Source organism: Nakamurella sp. A5-74 (assembly GCF_040438885.1).
Taxonomy (GTDB): domain Bacteria; phylum Actinomycetota; class Actinomycetes; order Mycobacteriales; family Nakamurellaceae; genus Nakamurella.
Genome location: NZ_CP159218.1, coordinates 2,172,463 through 2,195,090 on the forward strand (window position 1 = coordinate 2,172,463; position 22,628 = coordinate 2,195,090).

Annotated in this window: 15 protein-coding genes and 1 pseudogene; 8 read left to right on the top strand and 8 right to left on the bottom strand. The window is 68.7% G+C overall.

The genetic code is table 11. The features are described 5' to 3' along the window. Positions 1–6 precede the first annotated feature (6 nt). Together ABLG96_RS09970 and ABLG96_RS09975 are read right to left on the bottom strand one after the other, a co-directional pair. Entirely contained in the window at positions 7–1,479 is a 1,473-nt protein-coding gene (locus ABLG96_RS09970; protein WP_353651172.1) for a hypothetical protein, read from the bottom strand. Next, on the bottom strand, positions 1,476–1,847 hold the full coding sequence (locus ABLG96_RS09975) for a hypothetical protein (protein ID WP_353651173.1): 372 nt from the start codon (positions 1,845–1,847) through the stop codon (positions 1,476–1,478). Before ABLG96_RS09975 ends, ABLG96_RS09970 begins: the two co-directional genes overlap by 4 nt. Positions 1,848–2,281: 434 nt before the next feature. On the opposite strand from ABLG96_RS09975, the gene uvrB reads away from it, so the two are divergent. The 4 genes from uvrB (at position 2,282) to ABLG96_RS09995 (ending at position 7,277) form a co-directional block, all read left to right on the top strand. After that, positions 2,282–4,465, top strand: a complete 2,184-nt coding sequence (uvrB, locus tag ABLG96_RS09980) for an excinuclease ABC subunit UvrB (protein ID WP_353651174.1) — start codon at positions 2,282–2,284, stop codon at positions 4,463–4,465. Between the two features lie 54 nt (positions 4,466–4,519). Beyond that, on the top strand, positions 4,520–4,948 hold the full coding sequence (locus ABLG96_RS09985; RefSeq protein ID WP_353651175.1) for a VOC family protein: 429 nt from the start codon (positions 4,520–4,522) through the stop codon (positions 4,946–4,948). Positions 4,949–5,223: 275 nt separating this feature from the next. Continuing rightward, positions 5,224–5,832, top strand: coding sequence for a SigE family RNA polymerase sigma factor (locus ABLG96_RS09990; protein WP_353651176.1), 609 nt, complete (start codon positions 5,224–5,226; stop codon positions 5,830–5,832). Further along, on the top strand, positions 5,829–7,277 hold the full coding sequence (locus tag ABLG96_RS09995) for a hypothetical protein (protein ID WP_353651177.1): 1,449 nt from the start codon (positions 5,829–5,831) through the stop codon (positions 7,275–7,277). The genes ABLG96_RS09990 and ABLG96_RS09995 overlap by 4 nt, the downstream gene beginning before the upstream one ends. A gap of 117 nt (positions 7,278–7,394) precedes the next feature. Here ABLG96_RS09995 and ABLG96_RS10000 read toward each other — a convergent pair whose 3' ends face one another. Next, positions 7,395–8,318, bottom strand: coding sequence for an ABC transporter permease (locus ABLG96_RS10000; RefSeq protein ID WP_353651178.1), 924 nt, complete (start codon positions 8,316–8,318; stop codon positions 7,395–7,397). Continuing rightward, positions 8,315–11,338, bottom strand: coding sequence for an alpha/beta fold hydrolase (locus ABLG96_RS10005; RefSeq protein ID WP_353651179.1), 3,024 nt, complete (start codon positions 11,336–11,338; stop codon positions 8,315–8,317). Before ABLG96_RS10005 ends, ABLG96_RS10000 begins: the two co-directional genes overlap by 4 nt. Positions 11,339–11,420: 82 nt before the next feature. Here ABLG96_RS10005 and ABLG96_RS10010 point away from each other — a divergent pair, with 82 nt between their 5' ends. Then, positions 11,421–13,451: a S9 family peptidase gene (locus ABLG96_RS10010; protein WP_353651180.1), complete on the top strand. Its 2,031-nt coding sequence runs from the start codon at positions 11,421–11,423 to the stop codon at positions 13,449–13,451. A 96-nt stretch (positions 13,452–13,547) separates the two neighbouring features. On the opposite strand, the gene ABLG96_RS10015 is transcribed toward ABLG96_RS10010, so the two are convergent. The 4 genes from ABLG96_RS10015 to ABLG96_RS10030 all read right to left on the bottom strand — a co-directional run bounded on the left by ABLG96_RS10015 (position 13,548) and on the right by ABLG96_RS10030 (position 17,960). Next, the gene (locus tag ABLG96_RS10015) at positions 13,548–15,179 is read right to left on the bottom strand and encodes a DHA2 family efflux MFS transporter permease subunit (protein ID WP_353651181.1); all 1,632 of its coding nucleotides are present in this window, start codon (positions 15,177–15,179) and stop codon (positions 13,548–13,550) included. A gap of 204 nt (positions 15,180–15,383) precedes the next feature. After that, the gene (locus ABLG96_RS10020) at positions 15,384–16,748 is read right to left on the bottom strand and encodes a DUF6596 domain-containing protein (protein WP_353651182.1); all 1,365 of its coding nucleotides are present in this window, start codon (positions 16,746–16,748) and stop codon (positions 15,384–15,386) included. A gap of 5 nt (positions 16,749–16,753) precedes the next feature. Next, a complete protein-coding gene (locus ABLG96_RS10025; protein ID WP_353651183.1) occupies positions 16,754–17,125 on the bottom strand; it encodes a YciI family protein in 372 nt (123 codons plus the stop codon). Between the two features lie 139 nt (positions 17,126–17,264). Further along, positions 17,265–17,960 (bottom strand): MBL fold metallo-hydrolase, encoded by a 696-nt coding sequence (locus tag ABLG96_RS10030; RefSeq protein WP_353651184.1) that lies wholly within the window; start codon positions 17,958–17,960, stop codon positions 17,265–17,267. A gap of 186 nt (positions 17,961–18,146) precedes the next feature. Here ABLG96_RS10030 and uvrA point away from each other — a divergent pair. From uvrA to hisG, 3 genes and pseudogenes are all read left to right on the top strand, one after another. Continuing rightward, a pseudogene (gene uvrA / locus ABLG96_RS10035) lies at positions 18,147–20,987 on the top strand (excinuclease ABC subunit UvrA); the annotation flags it as partial. 427 nt (positions 20,988–21,414) lie between these two features. Continuing rightward, positions 21,415–21,678: a phosphoribosyl-ATP diphosphatase gene (locus ABLG96_RS10040; protein ID WP_353651185.1), complete on the top strand. Its 264-nt coding sequence runs from the start codon at positions 21,415–21,417 to the stop codon at positions 21,676–21,678. Positions 21,679–21,759: 81 nt separating this feature from the next. After that, positions 21,760–22,605: an ATP phosphoribosyltransferase gene (hisG, locus tag ABLG96_RS10045; RefSeq protein ID WP_353651186.1), complete on the top strand. Its 846-nt coding sequence runs from the start codon at positions 21,760–21,762 to the stop codon at positions 22,603–22,605. Positions 22,606–22,628 lie beyond the last annotated feature (23 nt).

A 22,628-nucleotide genomic window follows, 5' to 3' on the forward strand; every position in this document is an offset into this window, starting at 1 on the left:
TTCGGCTCAGGCGATCTTGCACGCTGCGACGTCGGGCAGTGTCTGCTCGCGGTGGACGACCGCAAGCTTCGTCTCGATCGAGTCCGGGAACTTCAGCGCCTTGCCCAGCTTGCCGAGGATCAGGGCCGCCAGGCCGGAGTCGATGTCGAAGCCGAGGCCTGCCTTTCCGGTGATGTCCAGACTCCCGTAGTGGCAGCCGGGATTGATGGCCAACGGTGAGCCCTTCGCCACCCCCGAGGCGAAGGACATCGAGACGTACGGGCCTGCGTTGCCGAAGGGCACCCCGACTCCGAGCATGAACTTGACCTTGACCGCCGCGACCATCGCGGACGGAGCCAGCGAGATCCCGTCGATCGAGTCCATCAGGCTCCGTCTGACCGTCAGCGTGGGGACGACGGAGGTGGTCCCGTCGATCCCCAGGTCACCGTCGAGCCCGTACTCGGCCGATGCCGAGAGGGTGGAGTTCTTGGCCCCGAAGCCCAGGCTGATGCTGAACGCGAAGGTCACCGTCAGCACCATCGGCAGCCCCCCGGTGGCGGGTGACGGCGGGATCGGGAACGTGAACGCGTGCTCCAGTTCTCCGCCCACCTTGGCGCTCGCCCTGGACGGATCGCCGGGGCCGAATCCCGCCTTCGCGTCGAGCGCGACGCCGGTGATTCCCGAGATCTTCGCGGTGAAGGCCTTCGTCCCTGGGTTGCCGCTGAACTGGACCCGGGGATGGTTCGTCAGCACGGAGACGGAGATGTCGCCGATCAGGTCGTCCTGGGTGCGGATCAGGTTCACCCCCAGAGTGCCGGGAGTGCGCAGCAGCTTCACCTGCCACCCGCCGATCGATTGTTCACCGGCGACGGGTCCCGGCTGGGGGTCTTTGGGGGTGCTCGGGCCGCTGGGGGCGAGGAACCGTGAACCGCCCCGGAGACCGGGCGTCGACGGGGCGGTGCTCTGTTGCACCAGCGCGCCGGACATCCCCGGTCGGAGGACCGCGGTCGCGGTGTCGAGATCGAGCGGACCGGTCTGGGCGAAATCGAGCTGATCCACGAGTTCGGTCGGGAGCACCGGGGCGATGGTGACGATGCGGTCGGCGCCGGCGGGGGTGATGTGGACGACCCGGCCCACCGCTTCGGCCGCGGCGAACATGATCGAACCCTCCCGGAGTTCGTCGACGCCGGCCGCGGAGTGATCGAGCGTGAACGACAACCCGTCGTCGCCGGCCGACCGGATCGCTGCCGGCCCACCTCCGATGAGTACGACGTCGGGCCGGTAGCCGCCCCGATGCGGGTCGGGCGGGTAGCCGTACGTGGCCACCAGATCGGGTGGGGTCGTGCCGGTGATGCCCGGCGTCGCCGGCGCCGGGGTACGCGGTGTCGTCCCTGTCGTCCCTGTCGTACCGGGCGCGGCCGACCCGGCCGTGGTGCAGCTCGTCAGCGCCAGCACGCAGCCCACCGTGAGCAGCACGGTTCTCCGGCGGCGGCGTCTCATGGCAACCTGCCCAGCACGATTCGGGCGGCGGCTTCGAGCCGGCCGGCCTTCTGCTGATCCTCGTCGAGCAGCACGACCCGGATCGACGCCCAGGTGGAGCCCTTGTTGAAATAGATCTGCCCGTCCTCGGCCCAGCACTCGTCGCCCAGATCGTCCAGCTGCCTGAACTCGTGCTTCAGCGTGTCCTTGTCGATGTCCAGCGCCTTCTTCGCACCGTCGCCGATGAACACCTCGACCTGCCCGACACCGGGATCCTCCGGATACCCGGCGTAGGTGCAGTAGGTCGCCTTGCCGAACTCGACACCGGCTGGTGCAGCCTCCATCAAGCGGCGGGCGACGACGGCCTGCGCCTCCGGTCGCGTCAGCACCGCACAGGCGTCGGCGTGTTCGGGAATGCCGTCCGAGGGGGCTGCACCGGCGGAGCTCGTCGCGCGGCGGCAGCGCCAGGGGCGGTCATAGTGACGGTGACGGTGCGCTCGACCGTGACCGTCGCGGGGGCGTCGGCGGCAGGCCCTCCGGTCGAACAGCCGGCGGAGCACAGCAGCACCCAGCCAATGGCTGCGGGCGCCCAACGGGGCAGTGGGTGGGTGCGGCGGTGCGCGGTGGAAGGCGGTGACATGTGGCGTGCCTCTGCGGGGCTCGGACGGGGATGACCGGTCGACAGGGCGAGTCGTGGTGTGCTGCCGCCGGATACATCCCGGACGGGTGAACATGCACCGGCCACCCGCCGGCCATCGTCCCGGCGTGCAGACGGAAGTGCCTGCTCACCAGGTCTGTCGGTGGTCGGTCGTAGATTGGAGTCGTGGCATTCGCAACCGAGCACCCCGTCCTGGCCGTCTCCGAGCACCGACCGGTCAGCGAGATCGAGCGCGCCTCTGCGCGGTTCGAGGTGGTCAGCGATTTCGAGCCGTCGGGCGACCAGCCGCAGGCGATCGCCGAACTCGAGAAGCGCCTCCGCGAGGGGGAACGGGACGTCGTGCTGCTGGGTGCCACCGGTACCGGCAAGTCGGCCACCACGGCCTGGCTGATCGAGAAGATGCAACGACCGACTTTGGTGATGGCGCACAACAAGACGCTGGCAGCACAGTTGGCGAACGAACTGCGGGAGATGTTCCCGAACAATGCGGTCGAGTACTTCGTCTCGTACTACGACTACTACCAGCCGGAGGCCTACGTCCCGCAGACGGACACCTACATCGAGAAGGACTCGTCGGTCAACGCCGACGTCGAGCGGCTGCGGCACTCGGCGACCATGTCGCTGCTGTCCCGGCGGGACGTCATCGTGGTGGCCTCGGTGTCCTGCATCTACGGCCTGGGCACCCCGCAGTCGTACCTGGACCGGTCGGTCCCGATGGCGGTCGGCGACCAGGTCGACCGGGACACCTTGCTGCGCGCGCTGGTCGACATCCAGTACAGCCGCAACGATCTCGCGTTCACCCGCGGCAGCTTCCGGGTGCGTGGCGACACCGTGGAGATCATCCCGGCCTACGAGGAGCTGGCCATCCGGATCGAGTTCTTCGGCGAGGAGATCGAGAAGCTCTACTACCTGCATCCGCTCACCGGCGACATCGTGCGGGAGGTGCCGGGTCTGCGGATCTTCCCGGCGACCCACTACGTTGCCGGGCCGGGACGGATGGAGAAGGCGATCTCCGCCATCGAGCAGGAGCTCGAAATGCGGCTGTCGGAGTTCGAGAAGCAGGGAAAGTTGTTGGAGGCGCAGCGTTTGCGCATGCGCACCCAGTACGACGTGGAGATGATGCGGCAGGTCGGCTTCTGCAACGGCATCGAGAACTACTCCCGGCACATCGACGGCCGTGGGGCCGGGACGGCACCGGCGACCCTGCTCGACTACTTCCCCGACGACTTCATGATCGTGCTGGACGAGTCCCACGCGACTGTCCCGCAGATCGGCGCCATGTACGAGGGTGACGCGTCCCGCAAGCGAACCCTGGTCGAACACGGGTTCCGGCTGCCGTCCGCGATGGACAACCGGCCCCTCACCTGGGAGGAGTTCGACTCCCGGATCGGCCAGACGGTCTACCTCTCGGCCACACCCGGCAAGTACGAGCTGGGTCGCACGGGAGGCGAGTTCGTCGAGCAGGTGATCCGGCCGACGGGTCTGGTCGACCCGCAGGTGATCATCAAGCCCACGAAAGGTCAGATCGACGACCTGCTCGGCGAGATCCGGGAACGGGCCGACAAGGACGAACGGGTGCTGGTCACCACCCTCACCAAGAAGATGGCCGAGGACCTCACCGACTACCTGCTGGAGCAGGGGATCCGGGTGCGGTACCTGCACTCGGAGGTCGACACCCTGCGCCGGGTGGAGCTGCTGCGGGAGTTGCGGTCGGGCGACTACGACGTGCTGGTCGGCATCAACCTGCTGCGGGAGGGCCTCGACCTCCCCGAGGTGTCGCTGGTGGCGATCCTCGATGCGGACAAGGAAGGGTTCCTCAGATCCGGGACCTCACTGATCCAGACCATCGGCCGCGCGGCGCGCAACGTCAACGGCCAGGTGCACATGTATGCCGACAAGTTGACGCCGTCGATGGCGTTGGCCATCGAGGAGACCGACCGCCGCCGCGAGAAGCAGGTCGCCTACAACAAGGAGCGGGGCGTCGATCCACAGCCGTTGCGCAAGAAGATCAACGACATCCTGGAGCGCGTCTACGCCGAGGCCGAGGACGCCGTCGAGGACGCTGCGAGCAACGGCAAGGTCCGTCCGAGCGGGTCCGGTCGCAACGCCTCACGTGGCCGCCGGGCGCAGGGCGAACCCGGTGGCAGCTCCGGGGTGTACGCCGGACACTCGACCGCCGGCATGGCGCGGTCCGAGATGGCTGATCTCGTCCAGCAGCTGACGGACCAGATGATGGCGGCCGCGCGGGATCTGCAGTTCGAACTCGCAGGTCGACTGCGGGACGAGATCCAGGAACTGAAGCGGGAGATCCGCGACATGGACGCCTCCGGGGTCTCTGCCAAGGTCTGATGCCGGGCGGTCGGGCTCCCGTCCGGCCGATGCGTGACGAAGAGGGGAACCGACATGAGCATCTCGTTCCAGGTGACCATGGACGCTGCCGATCCGGGTGCCCAGGCAGAGTTCTGGAAGCTGGCTCTCGGTTACCGGTCCGACGATCCGCCTCCCGGCTTTGCTGACTGGGACGAAGCACTCGCCGGCGTCCCGGAAGAACATCGCAACGACGCCAACGCGGTGATCGACCCCGACGGGGTCGGACCACGACTGTTCTTCCTGAAAGTGCCCGAGGGCAAGACCGCCAAGAACCGGGTGCACCTCGACGTGAGCGTCGGCAAGGGCATCGCCGACGGCGAAGCGCGCTTCGCGAAGGCCCGCGCCCACGCAGACGCGCTGCTCGCGGCCGGCGCCACCGAGGTGGAGGAGCGCCGGGACAACTGGGGCGGCCACTGGATCACCCTGCTCGACCCGGAAGGCAACGAGTTCTGCGTGCAATAGCCCGCCAGTAGAGATCCCGGTTGCCACGGCCGGCGGTGTGCCGGGTCCCGCCCGGCGGGCTCCGCGGGTTCGCAGGCTCACCCGCGGTGTCCCGCCCATGCCCGAGCCACTCCCTGACCCGGCACACCGCCGTCCTCCCCGGGCCCGATTGTCCTCTGAATGCTCGACCCGCTACCGCACGGTGATCGAGCGAGAGAGGAACGAACGAGTCGAGATCCCGACACCCATGCCATGGCTCCACGCAACACTTGCCCTCGAGATGACGTCAGGAAGGCATGGGGAACCCGAGGATGGCCGGAGCTACCGGTGGTGCGACCTCGCCGCCGGGCTCCGCGACGGCGCGCGACGGACTGGTCGCTGCCTTCGTCACCGAGCACGCTGCATCGCTGTTCCGGACCGCGCTGCTGCTGACGGGTGACCGGCACCGGGCCGAGGACCTCGTGCAGGACGTGCTCACCATGCTGCTGCCGAAATGGCATCGGGTGGCGGAGGCGGAACGACCCGTCGCCTACGTCCGGCGTTCGCTGGCGAACCAGTTCATCAGTGCGAACCGCCGGCGCGATACGCAGGTGCTGCTGCTGGGTGAGGTTCCCGAGGTCGATCCGATGCCGGACCACGCGGACGCTGTCGCGTCGTCCGTGACGCTGTGGCCGATGCTGCGTGAGTTGCCGCCGCGCCAGCGCGCTGCCGTGGTGCTCCGCTACTTCCACGGCTGGACCGACGTCGAGATCGCCGCCGCACTGGACTGCCGGCGCGGGACGGCGCGGAGCCTCATCAGTAGGGGACTGGAAGCACTGAGATCGACCCTGACAACCGATGGATCCGACGCGGAACCGCGCACCGATCCTGCTGTCCCACTCACCGATCAGGAGTTCGGACGATGAACACGCTCGAGTACGCACTCGTCCGGGCACTGAACGAGGCCGCCGATCGGCACGCACCGGACGACGGGTTGGTCGATCGGCTGCTGACCTCGGTCCGGGACGACGTGATCGCGCCCCGGCGGCTGCCCGTGCCGCGGCGCCGGACCACCACGCTGCTGATGGCTGCAGCGGTTGCGGTGATGGTCATCGGCGGGGTGCTGATCGGCAGCCGGTTCGCCTCCCAGCGACCGCATCCGATCACCCCTCCGGTGACCCCTGCTCCGAGCCCGACGCTGGTCAGCTCCCCGGGGGGATCACCGACATCCGCGCCCTCGAGCGCACCGTCGCCGTCCGCCCTCGGGAACCAGGCCCCGGCGGAGTCGTTCATCACCTCGCGGATCACCAGCACCGGGACCCCGGCCGGCCTCACTCTGGGTTCGGTCTCCTTCCGGACCGCCGATCAAGGAATGGCGCTGGGCACCGCTCGCTGCACCACCGACAGCTCGGACACGACGCGCTGCGGCGTGCTGGTGACCACCACCGACGGAGGTCTGTCCTGGAGTTCGCTGGAGCTTCCGGTCGGCGCAGACGTCCCTGGCACGGGCGGCTGTCCGAGCTACACCGTCGCCTCACAGTGCACCGCGCGACTGAATTTTATGGACGTGGCCGCCGGGTATCTGTGGGGACCGCAGCAGATCTATCGGACCACGGACGGGGGAGCCAGCTGGCAGGAGCTGGAGGTCGGCACCACCGACATCGCGCAGCTCGTCTCCGTGCAGGGACGAGCTTTCGTCAGCGCCGTGCCCCAGGGAAACCTCGACTGGGGGTCGACAACGCTCAAGGAGGTCGGTCTCGGCGAGACAGCGCTCACCGCCAGCACGGCATCCGGCGGAGCAGCGTTCGGACCCGCAGAGCTGATCCAGGGTCCGGGGATCGTGTACCGGTGGCTGAACGCGGGCGGACAGTCGCCACGCGTGCAGGCCACCACCAGCGGAATGACGTGGTCCGACCTGCCGAAGGCGTTGCCGCGAGCCTTCACCACGTTCGCCGCCGGGGACGGGTCGCTGGTGTCCGATGTGTCGGACAGCGACGCGGTCGCGCAGGTGTTGCCCGTCGGTGGCACGACCTGGCGAACGATCCTGCGCCCGCCCATTCTGTCAGGCGAGCGGGGCGCGGAGATCTCCTACTCCCTCGCCGGCGCCGTGAGCGACCGGGAGATCGCCGTGGCGGTCAGCGGATTCGAATCCATCGCCGGAGGTGGGCAGGCCTGGATCACCACGTCCGACGGCGGACGCACCTGGGACTCGCCCATGCTGTCCACCACCGAGGCGGCGGCCCGCGGAGTGCAGGCGTCGGCGTTGATGGTGGGTGAGGAGATGGTGGTGCCCTGGTCGTTGGGCTCGGCGCTGCTGCGCTCCGTTGACGGTGGCCGGACCTGGACGGAGTTCGACTTCCCGCGCAGCTGATCGCGCACCGCGCCGGCCACGGTCTGCGACCGAGCCGTCGCCCGACGGACAGAACAGTTCCAGTGGTGCGCCACCGTCCTGCAGGTGGCGAACCACTGGAACGGTTCTGCAGGCGGGTCAGCTGGTGATGTCCTTGCGGCGGAAGCGCAGGAAGGCGAACCCGACGAGCACCACCGCGTAGGCCACGGAGGTGAAGGCGCCGCGCACCATGTCGTCCCACTGGATCGGGTCCACCAGTGCCCCGGTCCAGGAGAATGCGTAGTGCGTTGGCAGCCAATCGCGGAAACCGCCCAGAGCCTCGATCTGGTCGAGGATCTGGGACAGGATCGCGATCATCACCGCGCCGCCGACAGCGCCGAGCGGGGCATCGGTCGACACGCTGAGCAGGAATGCAAGCCCGGCAACCCACAGCAGGTAGACGGCGATGTATCCCACCACCAACGCCAGTCGGACCACCGAGGTCCAGCCGGAGAACGACTCACCGACGGGCGTCGACACCGGTCCGGCGCCGTAGAGCACCGCACCGAGGATCCAGGCAGTGAGCGGCAGCAGAATCAGCGCCATCAGCGACATCAGGCCCGCCACGACGAACTTCTGCCGCAGCAACCGACGGCGGGGGACCGGCATCGCGAGCAGGTAGCGCAGCGACGACCACGACGCTTCGCTGGCGATCGTGTCGCCGAAGAACAGCGAGATCACCACCACCAGCAGGAACGTGGCGGAGAAGAAGAGGGCGACGATCGCGAAGTTCACCGCGCTGGACTGGGCCAGGTCCACGAACGATGTCCCGCCGCCGGACGGGGTGTCGAAGGCGAAGGCGACCGCCAGGATGATCGGCAGCAGCACCATCAGCCCGAGCGCCACCTGGGTGCGGCGGCGGCGCAGTTGACGGGCCAACTCCACCCGGATCGGCAGCGTTCGACCGGCCGAGAACCCCGGCGGCACAGCGCTTCCACGGCCCGCAGCGGAACCTGCCCTGGGCAGCCCGCGCATGATCCGGACGGCGACGTCCGCCGATTGGTCGCGATGGACGGGGCTCACGAGGTACCTCCGGCTGCGGGGCCGGTGGCGCCGACCATGTCGAGAAAGACGTCTTCCAGGCGGTTGCGGGGAGCGGCCGACGTGACCGCGACCCCGGCCCCGACCAGCATGCTGATGGCCTGAGCTGCCGGCACGTCCCCCAGATCGACCTGGACGACGGTGCCGGACTCAGCGCGATCGCTGTCGTCGACGTGTACGTCACCGATTCCGCTCTGCTCGCGCAGCAACCGCGCAGCAGCGTCCGGATCGTCGACCACGAAAGTCATCTCGCCGGACGAGGCGACCAGATCGACCACCCGGCCGGCAGCGATCGACGTGCCGTGGTTGATCACGACGACGTCCTGGCAGGTCTGCTCCACCTCGGACAGCAGATGCGAGGAGACCAACACGGTGCGGCCGGTGTCGGCGTACCCGCGCAGTACCTCCCGCATCGCGTGGATCTGGGGCGGGTCGAGACCGTTGGTCGGTTCGTCGAGGATCAACAGGTCGGGCAGGCCCAGCATCGACTGGGCGATCGCCAGCCGCTGCCGCATGCCCTGCGAGTAGGTCTTGACCCGGCGATGGATGGCCTTGCCGAGCCCGGCGATCTCCAGGATCTCGTCCAGATGGGCATCCTCTCGCGGCCGACCGGTTGCCCCCCAGTACAGCTCGAGGTTGACCTTGCCGGACAGGTGCGGCAGGAAGCCGGACCCTTCGACGAAACTGCCGATTCGGGAAAGGATCTCGGCGCCCGACCGCACCGGTCGTCCGAAGACGAGGATGTCGCCTGCGGTCGGTTGGATGAGGCCCATCACCATGCGCAGGGTGGTGGTCTTGCCGGCACCGTTGGGCCCCAGCAGACCGACGACGCGGCCCGGCCGGACGACGAACGAGACGTCCTTGACGGCCATCACACCGCCGGGATAGCTCTTGCTCAAGCCGCGGATCTCCAGCGGCAGAACGGGTTCGGCAGTACCGGAGGCGTCCGGGCCGGCGGACCCAGCGGCGGTGCCGACCGCACGGTGCTCGCCGGCCGCATCGTGCTGGGTCTCCTCAGGACGACGCCGGACCCGGCCTGCGGCGATCAGGCCGCCGATCCCGAGCAGTGTCAGGACGATCAGGCCGATCAGCGCAGCTGTCGACACCTCGCCGGCAGACACCCGCACGCCACCGGCGACCGGAACGGAGGCCGAGTCGACGGCCGAGATTCGGTATGCCGCAGCCGAAGTGGGCGTGGCGTATGCCTGGTCCGTGGTGGCGAACCGGACGAACAGCTGGTCTCCGGCGGAGACCTGGAGGGCGGCGGCCGGCAGATCAACCGTCAGCGTTGCCGACTCGCCGGCCTTCAGCGGCGGAAGCCGGAGCGGGGCGACCGCGCTCCCGGCGAGGGTGCTGACGCCGCCGGAACTGCGGGTGCCGATCGAGGCGAACAGCACCGAGTCGGTGTCGGCGCCGCCGGCACTGCCTGCTCCGTTGGTGACTGATCCCAGGGCGGTGACCGTCACCTGCACTCGGCTGCTGCCGGTGATGACCTGCAGTTCGGTGGCAGCGGCCGAGGTGAACGTCGCGGTCTGGCCGGGGAACCCCGAACCCAGGAAGGTGCTCAACAGCGACGACTGACTTCCGAGTCCGGGCAACGAGGAGATCCCCGCGGGAATGCCGCCGGCCGGGTTCAGCACGATCTGGGCGGCCCCGGTGAGCGGGATGTCGTGACGGGGAGTCGTCGATGAGGCGGTGAGTCCCGGGTAGCTGTCGGCCAGCAGGATCCGGGTGCGCGCGCGTCCACTGCCGGTGAGTCCACCGTCCACGGAGTACCGGAAACCGTTGCCCGTGACGGCGTTCGCGGGCATCGTGCCGCCGCGCAGGTGGGTCACCAACCAGCCGGTGATCCGGTCTTCGGTGACCTGGTCGGGGCTACCGCCGTCGTGTCCGCCGCGATACCAGTCGAGCGCGACCTCGGTGCCGTTGGCGGCGATGGCCCGCGCGTTCGCGTCGGCCTGGTCGAGGGGGAAGAGGGTGTCCTGCTCGCCCTGGACCAGCAGGGTGGGCGCCTTGATCTTGCCCACCACCTGCGAGGGTGAGGACTTCTCGAGCAGGGTCTGCAGCTCGGGGGTGATGCGGCCGGTACCGGCGGCACCGGCGTAGGCAGCGCAGATCTCGAGCCGCAGGCGACCGCAACCGGGATCGGCCGGGGCCCCATCGGTGCCTCCGGTTGCACCGGCGCCGGCAGCCGGCGCTGCTGAGCTTGCCGGAGCAGCGGTCGATCCGGACTGTTCGTCGCTCTGTCGACCCACTCCGCCGCCGGCGGGTCCGGTGTCGACCTGGCCGGTGGCCCCCAGTCCCGCTCCGGACACCACCGACGCGATCATGGTGGCTGCCCAGTACTTCTTGAAGACACCGTCGGAGCTGCCCCCGGCGTCGGCCGGCGTGTTCGCGGTCTGCTCGGCCTGCGTCGGGTCGACGACATAGTTGGGAAAGAGCGCGTGCTCGAGGTTGTTCCAGGTGATGACCGGGACGGCGGTGTCGACCCGGGGGTCGGTGCCCGCCAGCATCAGCGACAGCGCCCCGCCGTAGGAACCGCCGGTGACGCCGACCCGCGGATCCCCCGAGCCGTCCTGGACCACCTCGGGCAGCGTGGCGAGGTAGTCCACCACCTTGCGGGCATCCGGCACCTCTGCATCGAGTGAGTCCAGGGCGATCTGGCCGGTCGAGTTGCCGAAGCCGCGCGCCGAGTAGGCGAGCACGACGAAACCCGAGCGGGCGAGTTGCTGTGCCTGGGCCCTGACCGAGGTCTTGGATCCGCCGAAACCGTGCGCCAGGATCACTGCCGGCGCCGGGGTTGTGGCCGGCAGGTAGAGGGTCGCATCGAGGGTCACGGGCGCCGGGTCCCAGGGTGCCTGTGCTCCGGGGACAGACACCTCGCGTTCCGCCACCGGGGCTGCCGCGGAGCGTGGCCACACCGCGACGAGAGTGACAGCGATCGCGACCACCACGGCCAGCGCGGCCCAGCGGCGGGCGGGGGTCCTGAGGGCTGCACGCATCGTTCCAGCCTGCCAGACGGCCGACACCACTCGGTGTGACGTGCGCCCGCGCGCTACCGGCCCGAAGATTAGGCTGACGCGGGTGAAACCGACAGACATCGTCCATCTGAAGAATCCGGGTCGCCCGGTACCGCTGCCCGACGGGCGGGTGCTGCTGAGCCTGTCCCGCCCCGATCTCGACGAGAACAGAAATGTCTCCTCATTGGTGATCGTCGAGAACGACGGCACCGTAAGACCTTTCACCACGGGCACCCGGGATTCCGGACCCGTGCTGTCGCCGGACGGCGGCAGTGTGGTGTTCGTCCGCGCCGGTGAGAAGTCCGCAGCGCAGCTGTTCTCGATCCCGGTCGACGGAGGTGAAGCCCGTCAGCTCACCGACCACCAGGGCGGCGCCGGGTCACCGGTGTTCTCGCCGGACGGTTCGCTGTTGGCGTATCGCGTCCGGGTCGTCGAGCCGGGACGATACGGATCGGACGACAAGATCGGCGCGGACGCCGAAGCCCCACGACGGATCAGCACCCTCACCTACCGGCGCGATGGCGCCGGATTCCTGCTCGACCAGGCGGAGCAGTTGTTCGCGCTGCGGGTGCCGGGGCCGGGAGCTCCCGCTGACGCGCTGCCGCAGGTACGTCGGCTCACCGATGAAGCACTGGGGGCCGGGGTACCCGCCTTCACCCCGGACGGGACCCAGCTGGTCTACGAGCGTCAGACCGCGATCGATGCGCTCTCCAGCGAACTGGTGGTGCTGCCGATCCCTGAGACCCCGACCGGTTTCCTGGCTGCGAAGAAGACCGACGATGCCGCGAAGAAAGACCGGGCGAAGGCTGCAGACGGCGCCGACGACGACTTCCCGGCGCCGGACCGCGTGCTGGCTCCAGAGCTGGGTGGAGCCTTCGAACCGCTGGTCGTCGGCGACACGGTGTACTTCCTGGGCGTGCAGTTCACCGGGGTGGACGGGGTCGGCCGCACCGGCGGGGTGTTCGCGGTTCCGCTGGCCGGCGGTGATCCGGTCAGGTTGACGGACGTGTCCACCGTCGGAGTCGGGGGCTTGCCGCTGGTCCTCGCCGGCGATCGTCTGCTGGTGGTAGTGGAGAACCGCGGGTCGGATGAACTCCGCAGCGTGTCCATGGACGCCAGGGACGTGCCGCTGGACGAGCTGCCGGTCGTCGTACCGAGCCCGGGTTCCGTGACGGGCGTGCAGGTGCAGGGCGAGCAGGTGCACGTGACGAGGCGTGGTACGGACACCCATGGCGAGTTGTTCCGCGCGCAGCTCGACGGCTCGGACCTGGTGTGCCGCACACAGTTCGGAGCGGATCTGCAGGGCAGTGGGCTGATTCAACCGGTCGAGTTCACCGGGAACCCGTCCGGCGGCTACCCGGTGCACGGCTGGGCGTTCCTGCCGGCCGCTGAGGGCCCGCACCCGGTGGTCCTGGTGGTGCACGGCGGGCCGTACTCGGCGTACGGCCCGGCCGTTTTTGACGAGGCGCAGGTGTACGCCGCGGCCGGCTATGCCGTTCTACTGGGCAATCCGCGCGGATCGGCGAGCTACGGGTTGGACCACGGACGCGCGGTGGTCAAGGCCATGGGCACGGTGGACGTCGACGATGTGATCGGGCTGCTCGACACGGCGCTCGCGCACCCCGAGTTCGGCGGAGCACTCGATCCAGCAAGGGTGGGGGTGATGGGCGGCTCCTACGGTGGCTTCATGACGTCGTGGTTGGCGTCGCACCACGGTGACCGGTTCGTCGCGGGTATCTCCGAGCGGGCCGTCAACGCCTGGGATTCCTTCGTCGGCAGCAGCGACATCGGGTACTTCTTCTCGGAGTCGTACGTGGCGGCCGATCGAGAGACCCAGTGGGCGACGTCGCCGCTGGCGCATGCCGACGACATCTCGATCCCGCTGTTGATCATCCATTCCGAACAGGACTGGCGCTGCCCGATCGAGCAGGGCCAGCGGCTGTACGCGGCCCTGAAGCTGCGCGGCGCCGAGGCCGAGATGCTGATCTTCCCGGGTGAGGGCCATGAGCTCTCCCGTTCGGGGCGGCCGCAGCACCGGGTGCAACGTTTCGAGGCCATCCTCCAGTGGTGGCAGCAGTACCTGCCGATCGGCTGATCACGCCGGCCGGCGAAACCGCGCCGTCACGACGAAGGCCCCCGACCAGCTGGTCGGGGGCCTTCGTCGTCAGGCACAGATCAGGGTGTCACGAGGTCAGTGCATCATCGCGGCGGCCGGAGCGGCCGTGTCGGACTTCGCGGCCGGCTTGCGCGGCAGGAAGTGCGCCGGGATCAGAGTGAACGCCACCATGATCAGCGCGATGAGAATCGTCTTGGTGAACGAATCGGCAGCGTCGTTCAGGCCGAGAGTCATGAACTGCTCGGGAGTCGTACCGGCGGACTGGGCGATCTGGCCCAGTTGTCCCTGGACCGCGGCGAACATCTCCGGGTTCGCCGTTGCCGGGTGGCTCAGGACCGGGTTCAGCGAGAAGGCGACGCCACCGATTCCCCCGTTGTCCTTCGTCAGGAAGTTGGTCAGCAGCACCGAGATGACGGCGGTGCCGATCGACGCCGCGACCTGCTGGGTGATGTTCGTCATCGTCGAACCCCTGGCCACCTGGTGCGCTGTCAGGGTTTTCAACGCCGCAGTCATGGTCGGCATCATCGTCATGCCCATGCCGAGACCCATCACCAGGAACGCACCGGAAGTCACCCAGTACGAAGTGTCGGACTCCAACATCGTCATCGGGACGAGGCCGAGCAGGATCAGGACCAAGCCGGTCATCACGAACTTGCCGGGGCCGTACTTGTCGGTGAGGGCACCGGCGATCGGCATGGTGAGCATCGCGCCGATACCCATCGGTGCACCGAGCAGACCTGCCTTGAGCGGGGTCTCGCCGCGGATCCCGATGAAGTACTGCGGGAACAGCAGCATCGCGCCGAAGAAGGCGATCGAGAAGATCACCAGGGTCAGGATCGCGAAGGTCAGGTCGCGGTTCTGGAACAGGTGCAGATCGATCAGCGCGTTCTTCTTCTTGAGGGCGTGCCTGACGAATGCCACGATCAGCACGAGCCCGATCAGCGCCGGGAGGAGCACCTTGGCGGAGCCGATCCTGCCTTCTCCCGGAATGCTGGAGATCCCGTAGAGGAACGCGGCCAGCCCGGGCGACAGCAGGACGAAACCCAGCCGGTCGAACGACTCGGACGGGCTCGGCTTGTCCTTCGGCAGGGCCATGAAGGCGTAGACGAATCCGATGACGCCGATGGGCAGGTTGATCAGGAAGATCCAGTGCCAGCTGACGGCGTCGATCAGCCATCCGCCGAGGATCGGACCGCCGATGGGACCGAGCAGCATCGGGATACCGAGGACCGCCATCACGCGGCCGATCCGCTCCGGGCCGGCGGCGCGGGTCAGGATGGTCATGCCCAGCGGCATCAACATTCCGCCGCCCAGACCCTGGATGGCGCGGAACGCGACCAGTGGGACGATGTCCCAGGCGGTGGCACAGAGCACCGATCCGCCGACGAACAGAGCGATGGACGTCAGGTACAACCGCTTGGTGCCGAACCGGTCTGCGGCCCACCCGGTGACCGGGATGACAGCGGCCAGCGCCAGCGTGTAGGCGGTCATGGTCCACGCGGCCGAAGCAGGGGAGATCTTCCACAGCGACTGGAAGGTGTTCTGGGCGACACCGACGACGGTGATGTCGAGGATCGCCATGATCGAGCCGATCACCACCACACCGGCGATCTTCAGGACCGCCGCGTCGAGTTTCTGGCTGTCCGCGGCCGGGGCGGATCCATCCTTGGTCGTGTTCACGCCGGGTGGCGAGGCATCTGTGGTCATGGGGACCGACTTTCTGGGCGGACGAAATGAACGAGGGCGACGGCATCGTCGTGGAGAGCGCATTGCTCGGCGGACTGCTGTCATTCTGGATCCGGGCACCGACACTGTCGCTGACCTGCCAAGACGTAGGGGCCGGCAGGTGCGGCACCAGAGTAGGGGACCCGTGTGGAGCACGGAAGTGAGATTTGCTGGAAGCGGAGAAGATCAGGGTCTGTTCAGGGTCCGTTCAGGGTCAGGCGGTGCGGCCGCTGCGCCGGCCCCCTGCTCGACACTCACCGCCCGCGCGTTCAAGTGGCGTTGTTCGGGTGCGCTGGAGGTGAGGGCGGCGGCCAGGCGGTAGTCGGCGATCGCCCCGTCGTGGTCGCCGGCGGCTTCGAGGAGGTGACCTCGCACCGCATGCAGGCGGTGCCGCAAGCGGGCGGTCGAAGGCTCGCCCAGTTCGGCCACGACCGCCAGTCCTGCCTCAGCGCCGTGTGCTTCACCGACGGCGACGGCGAGGGCGAGGGTGGTCATCGGGCCTGGGGCAATCCGATCCAGCATCCGGTACAGGACCACGATCTGCAGCCAGTCTGTCCGATCTGCCGACGGGGCGTCGGCGTGCACGGCGGCGACGGCTGCGAGCAGTTGGAAGCGTCCTACCTCACCGCTGGGCAGCAGTTGCTCGACGATGTCGGTTCCTTCGCGGATCATCCGGCGGTCCCAGCGGGTGCGGTCCTGTTCGCCCAGGGGAACGAGATCCCCGGCCGGGTCGACCCTGGCGCCCGCCCGGGCATCGGTCAGCAGCATCAACGCGAGCAGGCCGGTGGCCTCGTCGTGCTCGGGGACCGCCGCGGCCAGCATCCGGGTGACCCTGATGGCTTCACGGGTCAGCGACACGTCGTGCAGATCGCTGCCGGCGCTGCTGGTGTGGCCCTCGGTGAACAGCAGGTACAGCACGTCGAGGACGGCGTTGAGACGCTGCGGGAGGAGCTCGGCCGGAACGCCGTCGAAGTGCACGTGGTGGGTGCGCAGCAACGTCTTGGCCCGGCTGATCCGCTGGCCGACGGTGGCGCTGGGTACCAGGTGCAGAGCGGCGATCTGGTCGGTGGTCAACCCGCACACCGCGCGCAGGGTCAGGGCGACCTGCGCGGGACGCGGCAGCGCAGGGTCACAGCAGAGCACCAGCAGCGCGCCGACATCGTGGTCGTCGCCGAGTGGATGCGAGGCAGCCGGCGCCGGCAGCGCGGGCGGATCGACCACCCCGGCCACGGAGATGCTGCGGTCCTGACGGTGCCGCACCTCGCGTCGCAGCTGCGCCGTGGCAGCGCGGATGCCGTCGAGGTACCTGCGGTGGGCCACAGTGATCAGCCACGCCGCCGGCTCCACCGGCACGCCGGTCTGCGGCCATTGCGTCGTGGCCGCCAGCAACGCCTCCTGCACTGCGTCCTCACACGCAGCGAAGTCGGAGTGCCTACGGGCCAACGCGGACAGCACCCGCGGCACCAACGGACGCAACAGCTCCGCGAGGTCGGACGGCCCGGTCAGCGCGGGATCCCCGCGCTGACCGGGCCGGGCAAGCGGATCCGTCATCGGCGTCACATCGCCGGTCGCAGCTCGACGGTCTCGCCGGGACCGGAGAACTGCGCGGCGATCTCCTGTGCCCGCTCCCTGCTCTCGACGTCGATCAGGAAGAAGCCTGCGAAATGCTCCTTGGTCTCGGAGTAGGGGCCGTCCGTGACCACCGGCTTGCCCTCGTGCTGCCGATAGAGCGTCGATGACGACGGGTCGGCCAGCGCCTCTCCGCCCACGAGCTCCCCGGCTGCGGACATGTGCTCCAGGAGGGCATCGAACTCGGTGTTGATCTGCTGACGTTGATCGGCCGGGAGATCCTGGTACTCCGGCAGGAAGTCGACGGTCGGGTGCCCCCACGGCTGGGGGTTCGAGTGGATCAGAATGACGAACTTCATGACGGCTCTCCTGGTGATCTCGGCGGCACCGATGCCATGACATCGATGCCCACGACTGGGTTGTCAGTGATACGTCGCGGCAAGCCGAAGGATTTCGACAGCCGCGTCGGAGATGTTCCTGGTGCGGTTGTCGAGACCCTCACCACCCGCGCGAGCGCCATTCCGGCAGCTGCGGCCGCTCCGTGCCGAGCGTGGTGTCGTCGCCGTGCCCCGGGTACACCCAGGTGTCGTCCGGCAGGATGTCGAAGACCCTCTCCTGCAGGTCGGCGATCAGGGCAGCGAAGTCCTCCGGTGAGGTCGTCCGGCCCGGGCCGCCGGGGAACAGCGAGTCACCGGTGAACAGGTGGCCGTTGCCCGTCGGGTCCCGGTAGAGCAGGGCGATGGATCCCGGCGTGTGCCCGCGCAGCGCGATCACCTCGAGGGTGCTGTCGCCCAGCGGCACCGTCATCCCCTGCTCGAGTGCCACGTCGGTCGGGACGGGGAGCTCGGAGGCATCCTCGGCGCCGGCGTACAGGTTGGCGCCCGTCACCCCTGCGACGGCGGGCAGCGCTTCCCAGTGGTCGGCATGTCGGTGGGTGGTGACGATGCTGCGCAGCCGCGGTCGATCGGGCCCCACCCCCAACAGCTCCAGGATCCGCTCCGACTCGGCAGCCGCATCGATCAGCAGCGCATCACCGGTGGTCCGGCAGACCAACAGGTAGGCGTTGTTGTCCATCGGCCCGACAGACAACTTGGTGATGGTGATCGCCGACAGGGTGCGCAGGGCCGCAGGGCCACCGGCATCGACGTGCCCGGTGTAGGCGGTCCGGCCATCGGTGGGGGAGGGATCGGGCATGGCACCTCTTCCGTTCGGGACGACCGGGCATGCAGCGCGTGCGTCCGAGATGGGCAACTGTGTTCCGGTCCAGATTCCCAGATCCGGGCAGCGGACGCGGTGGCGGGGCGACGTGAGAATCGGATGACGAGGGACGAAACCGCCGGTGGGGACCGCTGTCGGAGGTCAGGCCTAACATTGGGCACCGTGACAGATCAGCTCATCGTGCGGGGTGCCCGCGAACACAACCTGCGCAACGTCGACGTCTCCCTGCCCCGGGATGCCCTCGTGGTGTTCACCGGTCTGTCCGGTTCCGGGAAGTCGTCACTCGCGTTCGACACGATCTTCGCCGAGGGCCAGCGCCGCTACGTGGAGTCGCTGTCGTCCTATGCTCGTCAGTTCCTGGGTCAGATGGACAAGCCGGACGTCGACTTCATCGAGGGCCTGTCCCCGGCCGTCTCGATCGACCAGAAGTCCACCTCGCGCAACCCGCGGTCGACGGTGGGCACCATCACCGAGATCTACGACTACCTGCGGTTGCTGTTCGCCCGCATCGGCAGGCCGCACTGTCCGATCTGCGGTGAGCCGATCGCCAAGCAGACCCCGCAGCAGATCGTCGACCGGGTGCTGACCATGCCGGAGGGCACCCGTTTCCAGGTGCTCGCGCCGGTCATCCGGGAGCGCAAGGGGGAGTACGTCGACCTATTGGAAGAGCTGCAGTCCAAGGGGTTCGCCCGGGCCAGGATCGACGGCGTCGTGCATCAGCTGACCGATCCGCCCAAGCTCAAGAAGCAGGAGAAGCACTCGATCGAGGTCGTCGTCGACCGTCTGGTCGCCCGCGACACCGCCAAACAGCGGATCACCGACTCGGTGGAGACCGGCCTGCGGCTGGCCGACGGGGTCGTCATCCTCGAGTTCGTCGACCTGGAGGAGAACGATCCGGATCGCGAGCGTCGCTTCTCCGAACGACTGGCCTGCCCCAACGACCACCCGCTCTCGATCGACGAGCTGGAGCCGCGCTCGTTCTCGTTCAACTCGCCCTTCGGTGCCTGCCCGGTCTGTACCGGCCTCGGCGTCAAGAAGGAGGTCGATGCCGAACTGGTCGTCCCCGATCCCGATGCGTCCCTCGCGGCGGGCGCCATCCATCCGTGGAGCGGCGGCCAGACCAGCGAGTACTTCGTCCGCCTGCTGACCGGTCTCGGTGCGGCGATGGGGTTCTCCGTCGACACGCCCTGGGGCGAGCTGCCGGCGGCGGTGCGCAAGGCGGTGCTGTACGGGTCCACCGAGCAGGTGCATGTCTCCTACCGCAACCGGTACGGACGGCAACGCTCCTACTACGCCGACTTCGAGGGGGCGATCCCGTTCCTCGAACGACGCGCAGCCCAGACCGATTCGGAATGGGCCAAGGAGCGGTACGAGGGTTACATGCGGGACGTCCCGTGCCCGGAGTGCAACGGCACCAGGCTCAAGCCGGAGATCCTCAGCGTCACCGTGCAGCATGCCGAGTTCGGTGCGGTCAACATCGCCCAGCTCGCGGGCATGGCGATCAAGGACGCCGCAGCGTTCTTCGCCGGCCTGACCCTCAGCGAGCGTGATCGGATGATCGCCGAGCGGGTGCTCAAGGAGGTCGACGCCCGGCTCGGGTTCCTGCTGGACGTGGGCCTCGACTACCTCTCGCTCGACCGGCCGGCGGCCACCCTGTCCGGCGGGGAGGCCCAACGGATCCGGCTCGCCACCCAGATCGGCTCCGGCCTGGTCGGCGTGCTCTACGTGCTCGACGAGCCCTCGATCGGTCTGCACCAGCGCGACAACCACCGGCTGATCAAGACCCTCACCAGGCTCCGCGACCTGGGCAACACGCTCATCGTGGTCGAGCACGACGAGGACACGATCCGGACCGCCGACTGGGTGGTCGACATCGGTCCGGGTGCCGGGGAGCACGGCGGCAAGGTCGTCGTGTGCGGCACCGTCGACGACCTCGTCTCCTCGCAGGAGTCGGTCACCGGCGCGTTCCTGTCGGGTCGCCGGGAGATCCCGGTCCCGCTCACCCGTCGAGCGATCGACCCCGACCGGATCCTGACGGTCGTCGGCGCCCGGGAGAACAACCTGCGGGATGTCACGGTCGACTTCCCGCTCGGCCAGCTGATCGCCGTCACCGGAGTGTCCGGATCCGGCAAGTCGACGCTGGTGAACGACATCCTGCATGCAGTGCTGGCCAACCGGATCAACGGTGCCCGGATGATCCCCGGGCGGCACACCCGGGTGACGGGTGTCGACCAGATCGACAAGGTGGTCGGTGTCGACCAGTCGCCGATCGGGCGCACCCCGCGGTCCAACCCGGCCACCTACACCGGTGTCTTCGACAACATCCGGAAGTTGTTCGCGCAGACCACCGAGGCGAAGGTGCGCGGCTACCAGCAGGGGCGGTTCTCCTTCAACGTCAAGGGCGGGCGCTGCGAGGCGTGCACCGGCGACGGCACGCTCAAGATCGAGATGAACTTCCTGCCGGACATCTACGTGCCGTGCGAGGTCTGCAAGGGTGCGCGGTACAACCGCGAGACCCTCGAGGTGCACTACAAGGGCAAGTCGATCGCCGAGGTGCTGGACACCCCGATCGAGGAGGCTGCCGAGTTCTTCGAGCCGATCACCTCGATCCACCGGTATCTCAAGACTTTGGTCGACGTCGGGCTCGGCTACGTGCGGCTCGGTCAGCCGGCGCCCACGCTGTCCGGCGGCGAGGCGCAACGCGTCAAGTTGGCCGCCGAGCTGCAGAAGCGATCAACGGGCCGCACCGTCTACGTGCTGGACGAGCCGACCACCGGTCTGCACTTCGCCGACGTGGAGAAGCTGCTGCTGGTGGTCAACGGTCTGGTGGACAAGGGCAACACGGTGATCGTCATCGAGCACAACCTCGACGTGATCAAGACCGCCGACCACCTCATCGACATGGGCCCCGAGGGTGGTTCCGGAGGCGGTCTGGTGATCGCAGAAGGAACCCCCGAGCACGTCGCCGCCAATCCGGAGTCGTACACCGGCGCGTTCCTCGCCAAGATCCTCGACGGGCGAGCCGCCCGGCCGGCCATCAGGACCACCGGTCGGGCCGGCAGCCCGGCGACGAACGGGTCCGCGGCGAAAGCCGCCGGGAAGAAGCCTGCGGCCAAGAAGTCGACGACAACCAAGGCCGCCCCAGCCAGGCCGGCCGCACCGAGCAAGACGGCCACACCGAGCAGGACGGCCACACCGACCAAGGCAGCCACACCGACCAAGGCAGCGGCACCGACCAGGACGGCCACCCCGAGCAAGACGGCCGCACCGAGCAAGACGGTTCCCGCGAACACGAAGGCGGCAACGGCGAAGAAGCTCTCCGGGTCCGCCGGGGGATCGGCGACGAAGACCCGCCGCACCGCCCGCTGAGCACCGGCGGACCGGAACCCGGCGTACCCGGGATCGCCCGCAGCTGCGACAATGGGCCATCGTGAAGACATTCGATGGCCTGTTCGCCGAACTCTCGGCGAAGGCGGTGTCCCGTCCCGAGGGTTCGGGCACCGTCGAAGCGCTCGATGCCGGCGTGCACGCCCAGGGCAAGAAGCTCATCGAGGAAGCGGGCGAGGTGTGGATCGCCGCCGAGCACGAAGGTGACGACGCGCTCGCGCTGGAGATCTCCCAGTTGCTGTACCGCACCCAGGTGATCATGCTCGGCCGGGGGATCAGCCTGGAGCAGGTCTACCGGCATCTGTAGACCTGGCGGACCACGCGGTCAGGCCAGGTCGTCACCCGACCCGATGCACGCCTTCCTCCCACCCCCAGGACCTGATTCCCCATGCTGAAAGTTGCCGTCCCCAACAAGGGCACCCTCTCCGAGCCGGCCAGCGCGATGCTGGCCGAAGCCGGTTACCGCCGTCGCACCGAGAGCCGCGACCTGACCGTCATCGACACCGCCAACGACGTGGAGTTCTACTTCCTGCGCCCCAAGGACATCGCCGTCTACGTCGGTTCGGGGGAACTCGACCTCGGCATCACCGGCCGAGACCTGGCCGGGGACGCCCAGGCGCCGGTGGCCGAGCTCATCCCGCTCGGGTTCGGGCACTCCTCGTTCCGGTACGCCGCTCCCGTCGGGACCGACTGGAGCGTCGCCGCGCTCGCCGGCAAGCGGGTCGCCACCGCCTACGCGAACCTGGTGCGCGCCGACCTCGCGGGGCACGGGGTGCAGGCAGAGGTGATCAAGCTGGACGGCGCCGTCGAGATCTCCCTGCAGCTCGGTGTCGCCGATGCGATCGCCGACGTCGTCGACTCAGGTCGCACCCTGCGGCAGAACGGACTTGCGGTGTTCGGTGACGTCATCCTCGCCTCCGAGGCGGTGCTGATCGCCCGGCAGGGCGTCGAGACCACTCCGGCCATGAACCAGCTGTCCAAGCGGCTGCAGGGGGTGGTCTTCGCCCAGCAGTACCTGATGCTCGACTACGACTGCCCGCGCTCGCTGCTGGAGCGGGCCACCGCCATCACCCCAGGTCTGGAGTCGCCGACCGTCGCGCCGATGGCCGACCCCGACTGGGTGGCCGTCCGCGCAATGGTGTTGCGCAGCAAGGCCAACCCGATCATGGACGAGCTGGCCGAGCTGGGTGCCAGGGCGATCCTGGCCTCCGACATCCGCTCGATCAGGCTGTGATCTCCTCGCACTGATCTCGACTC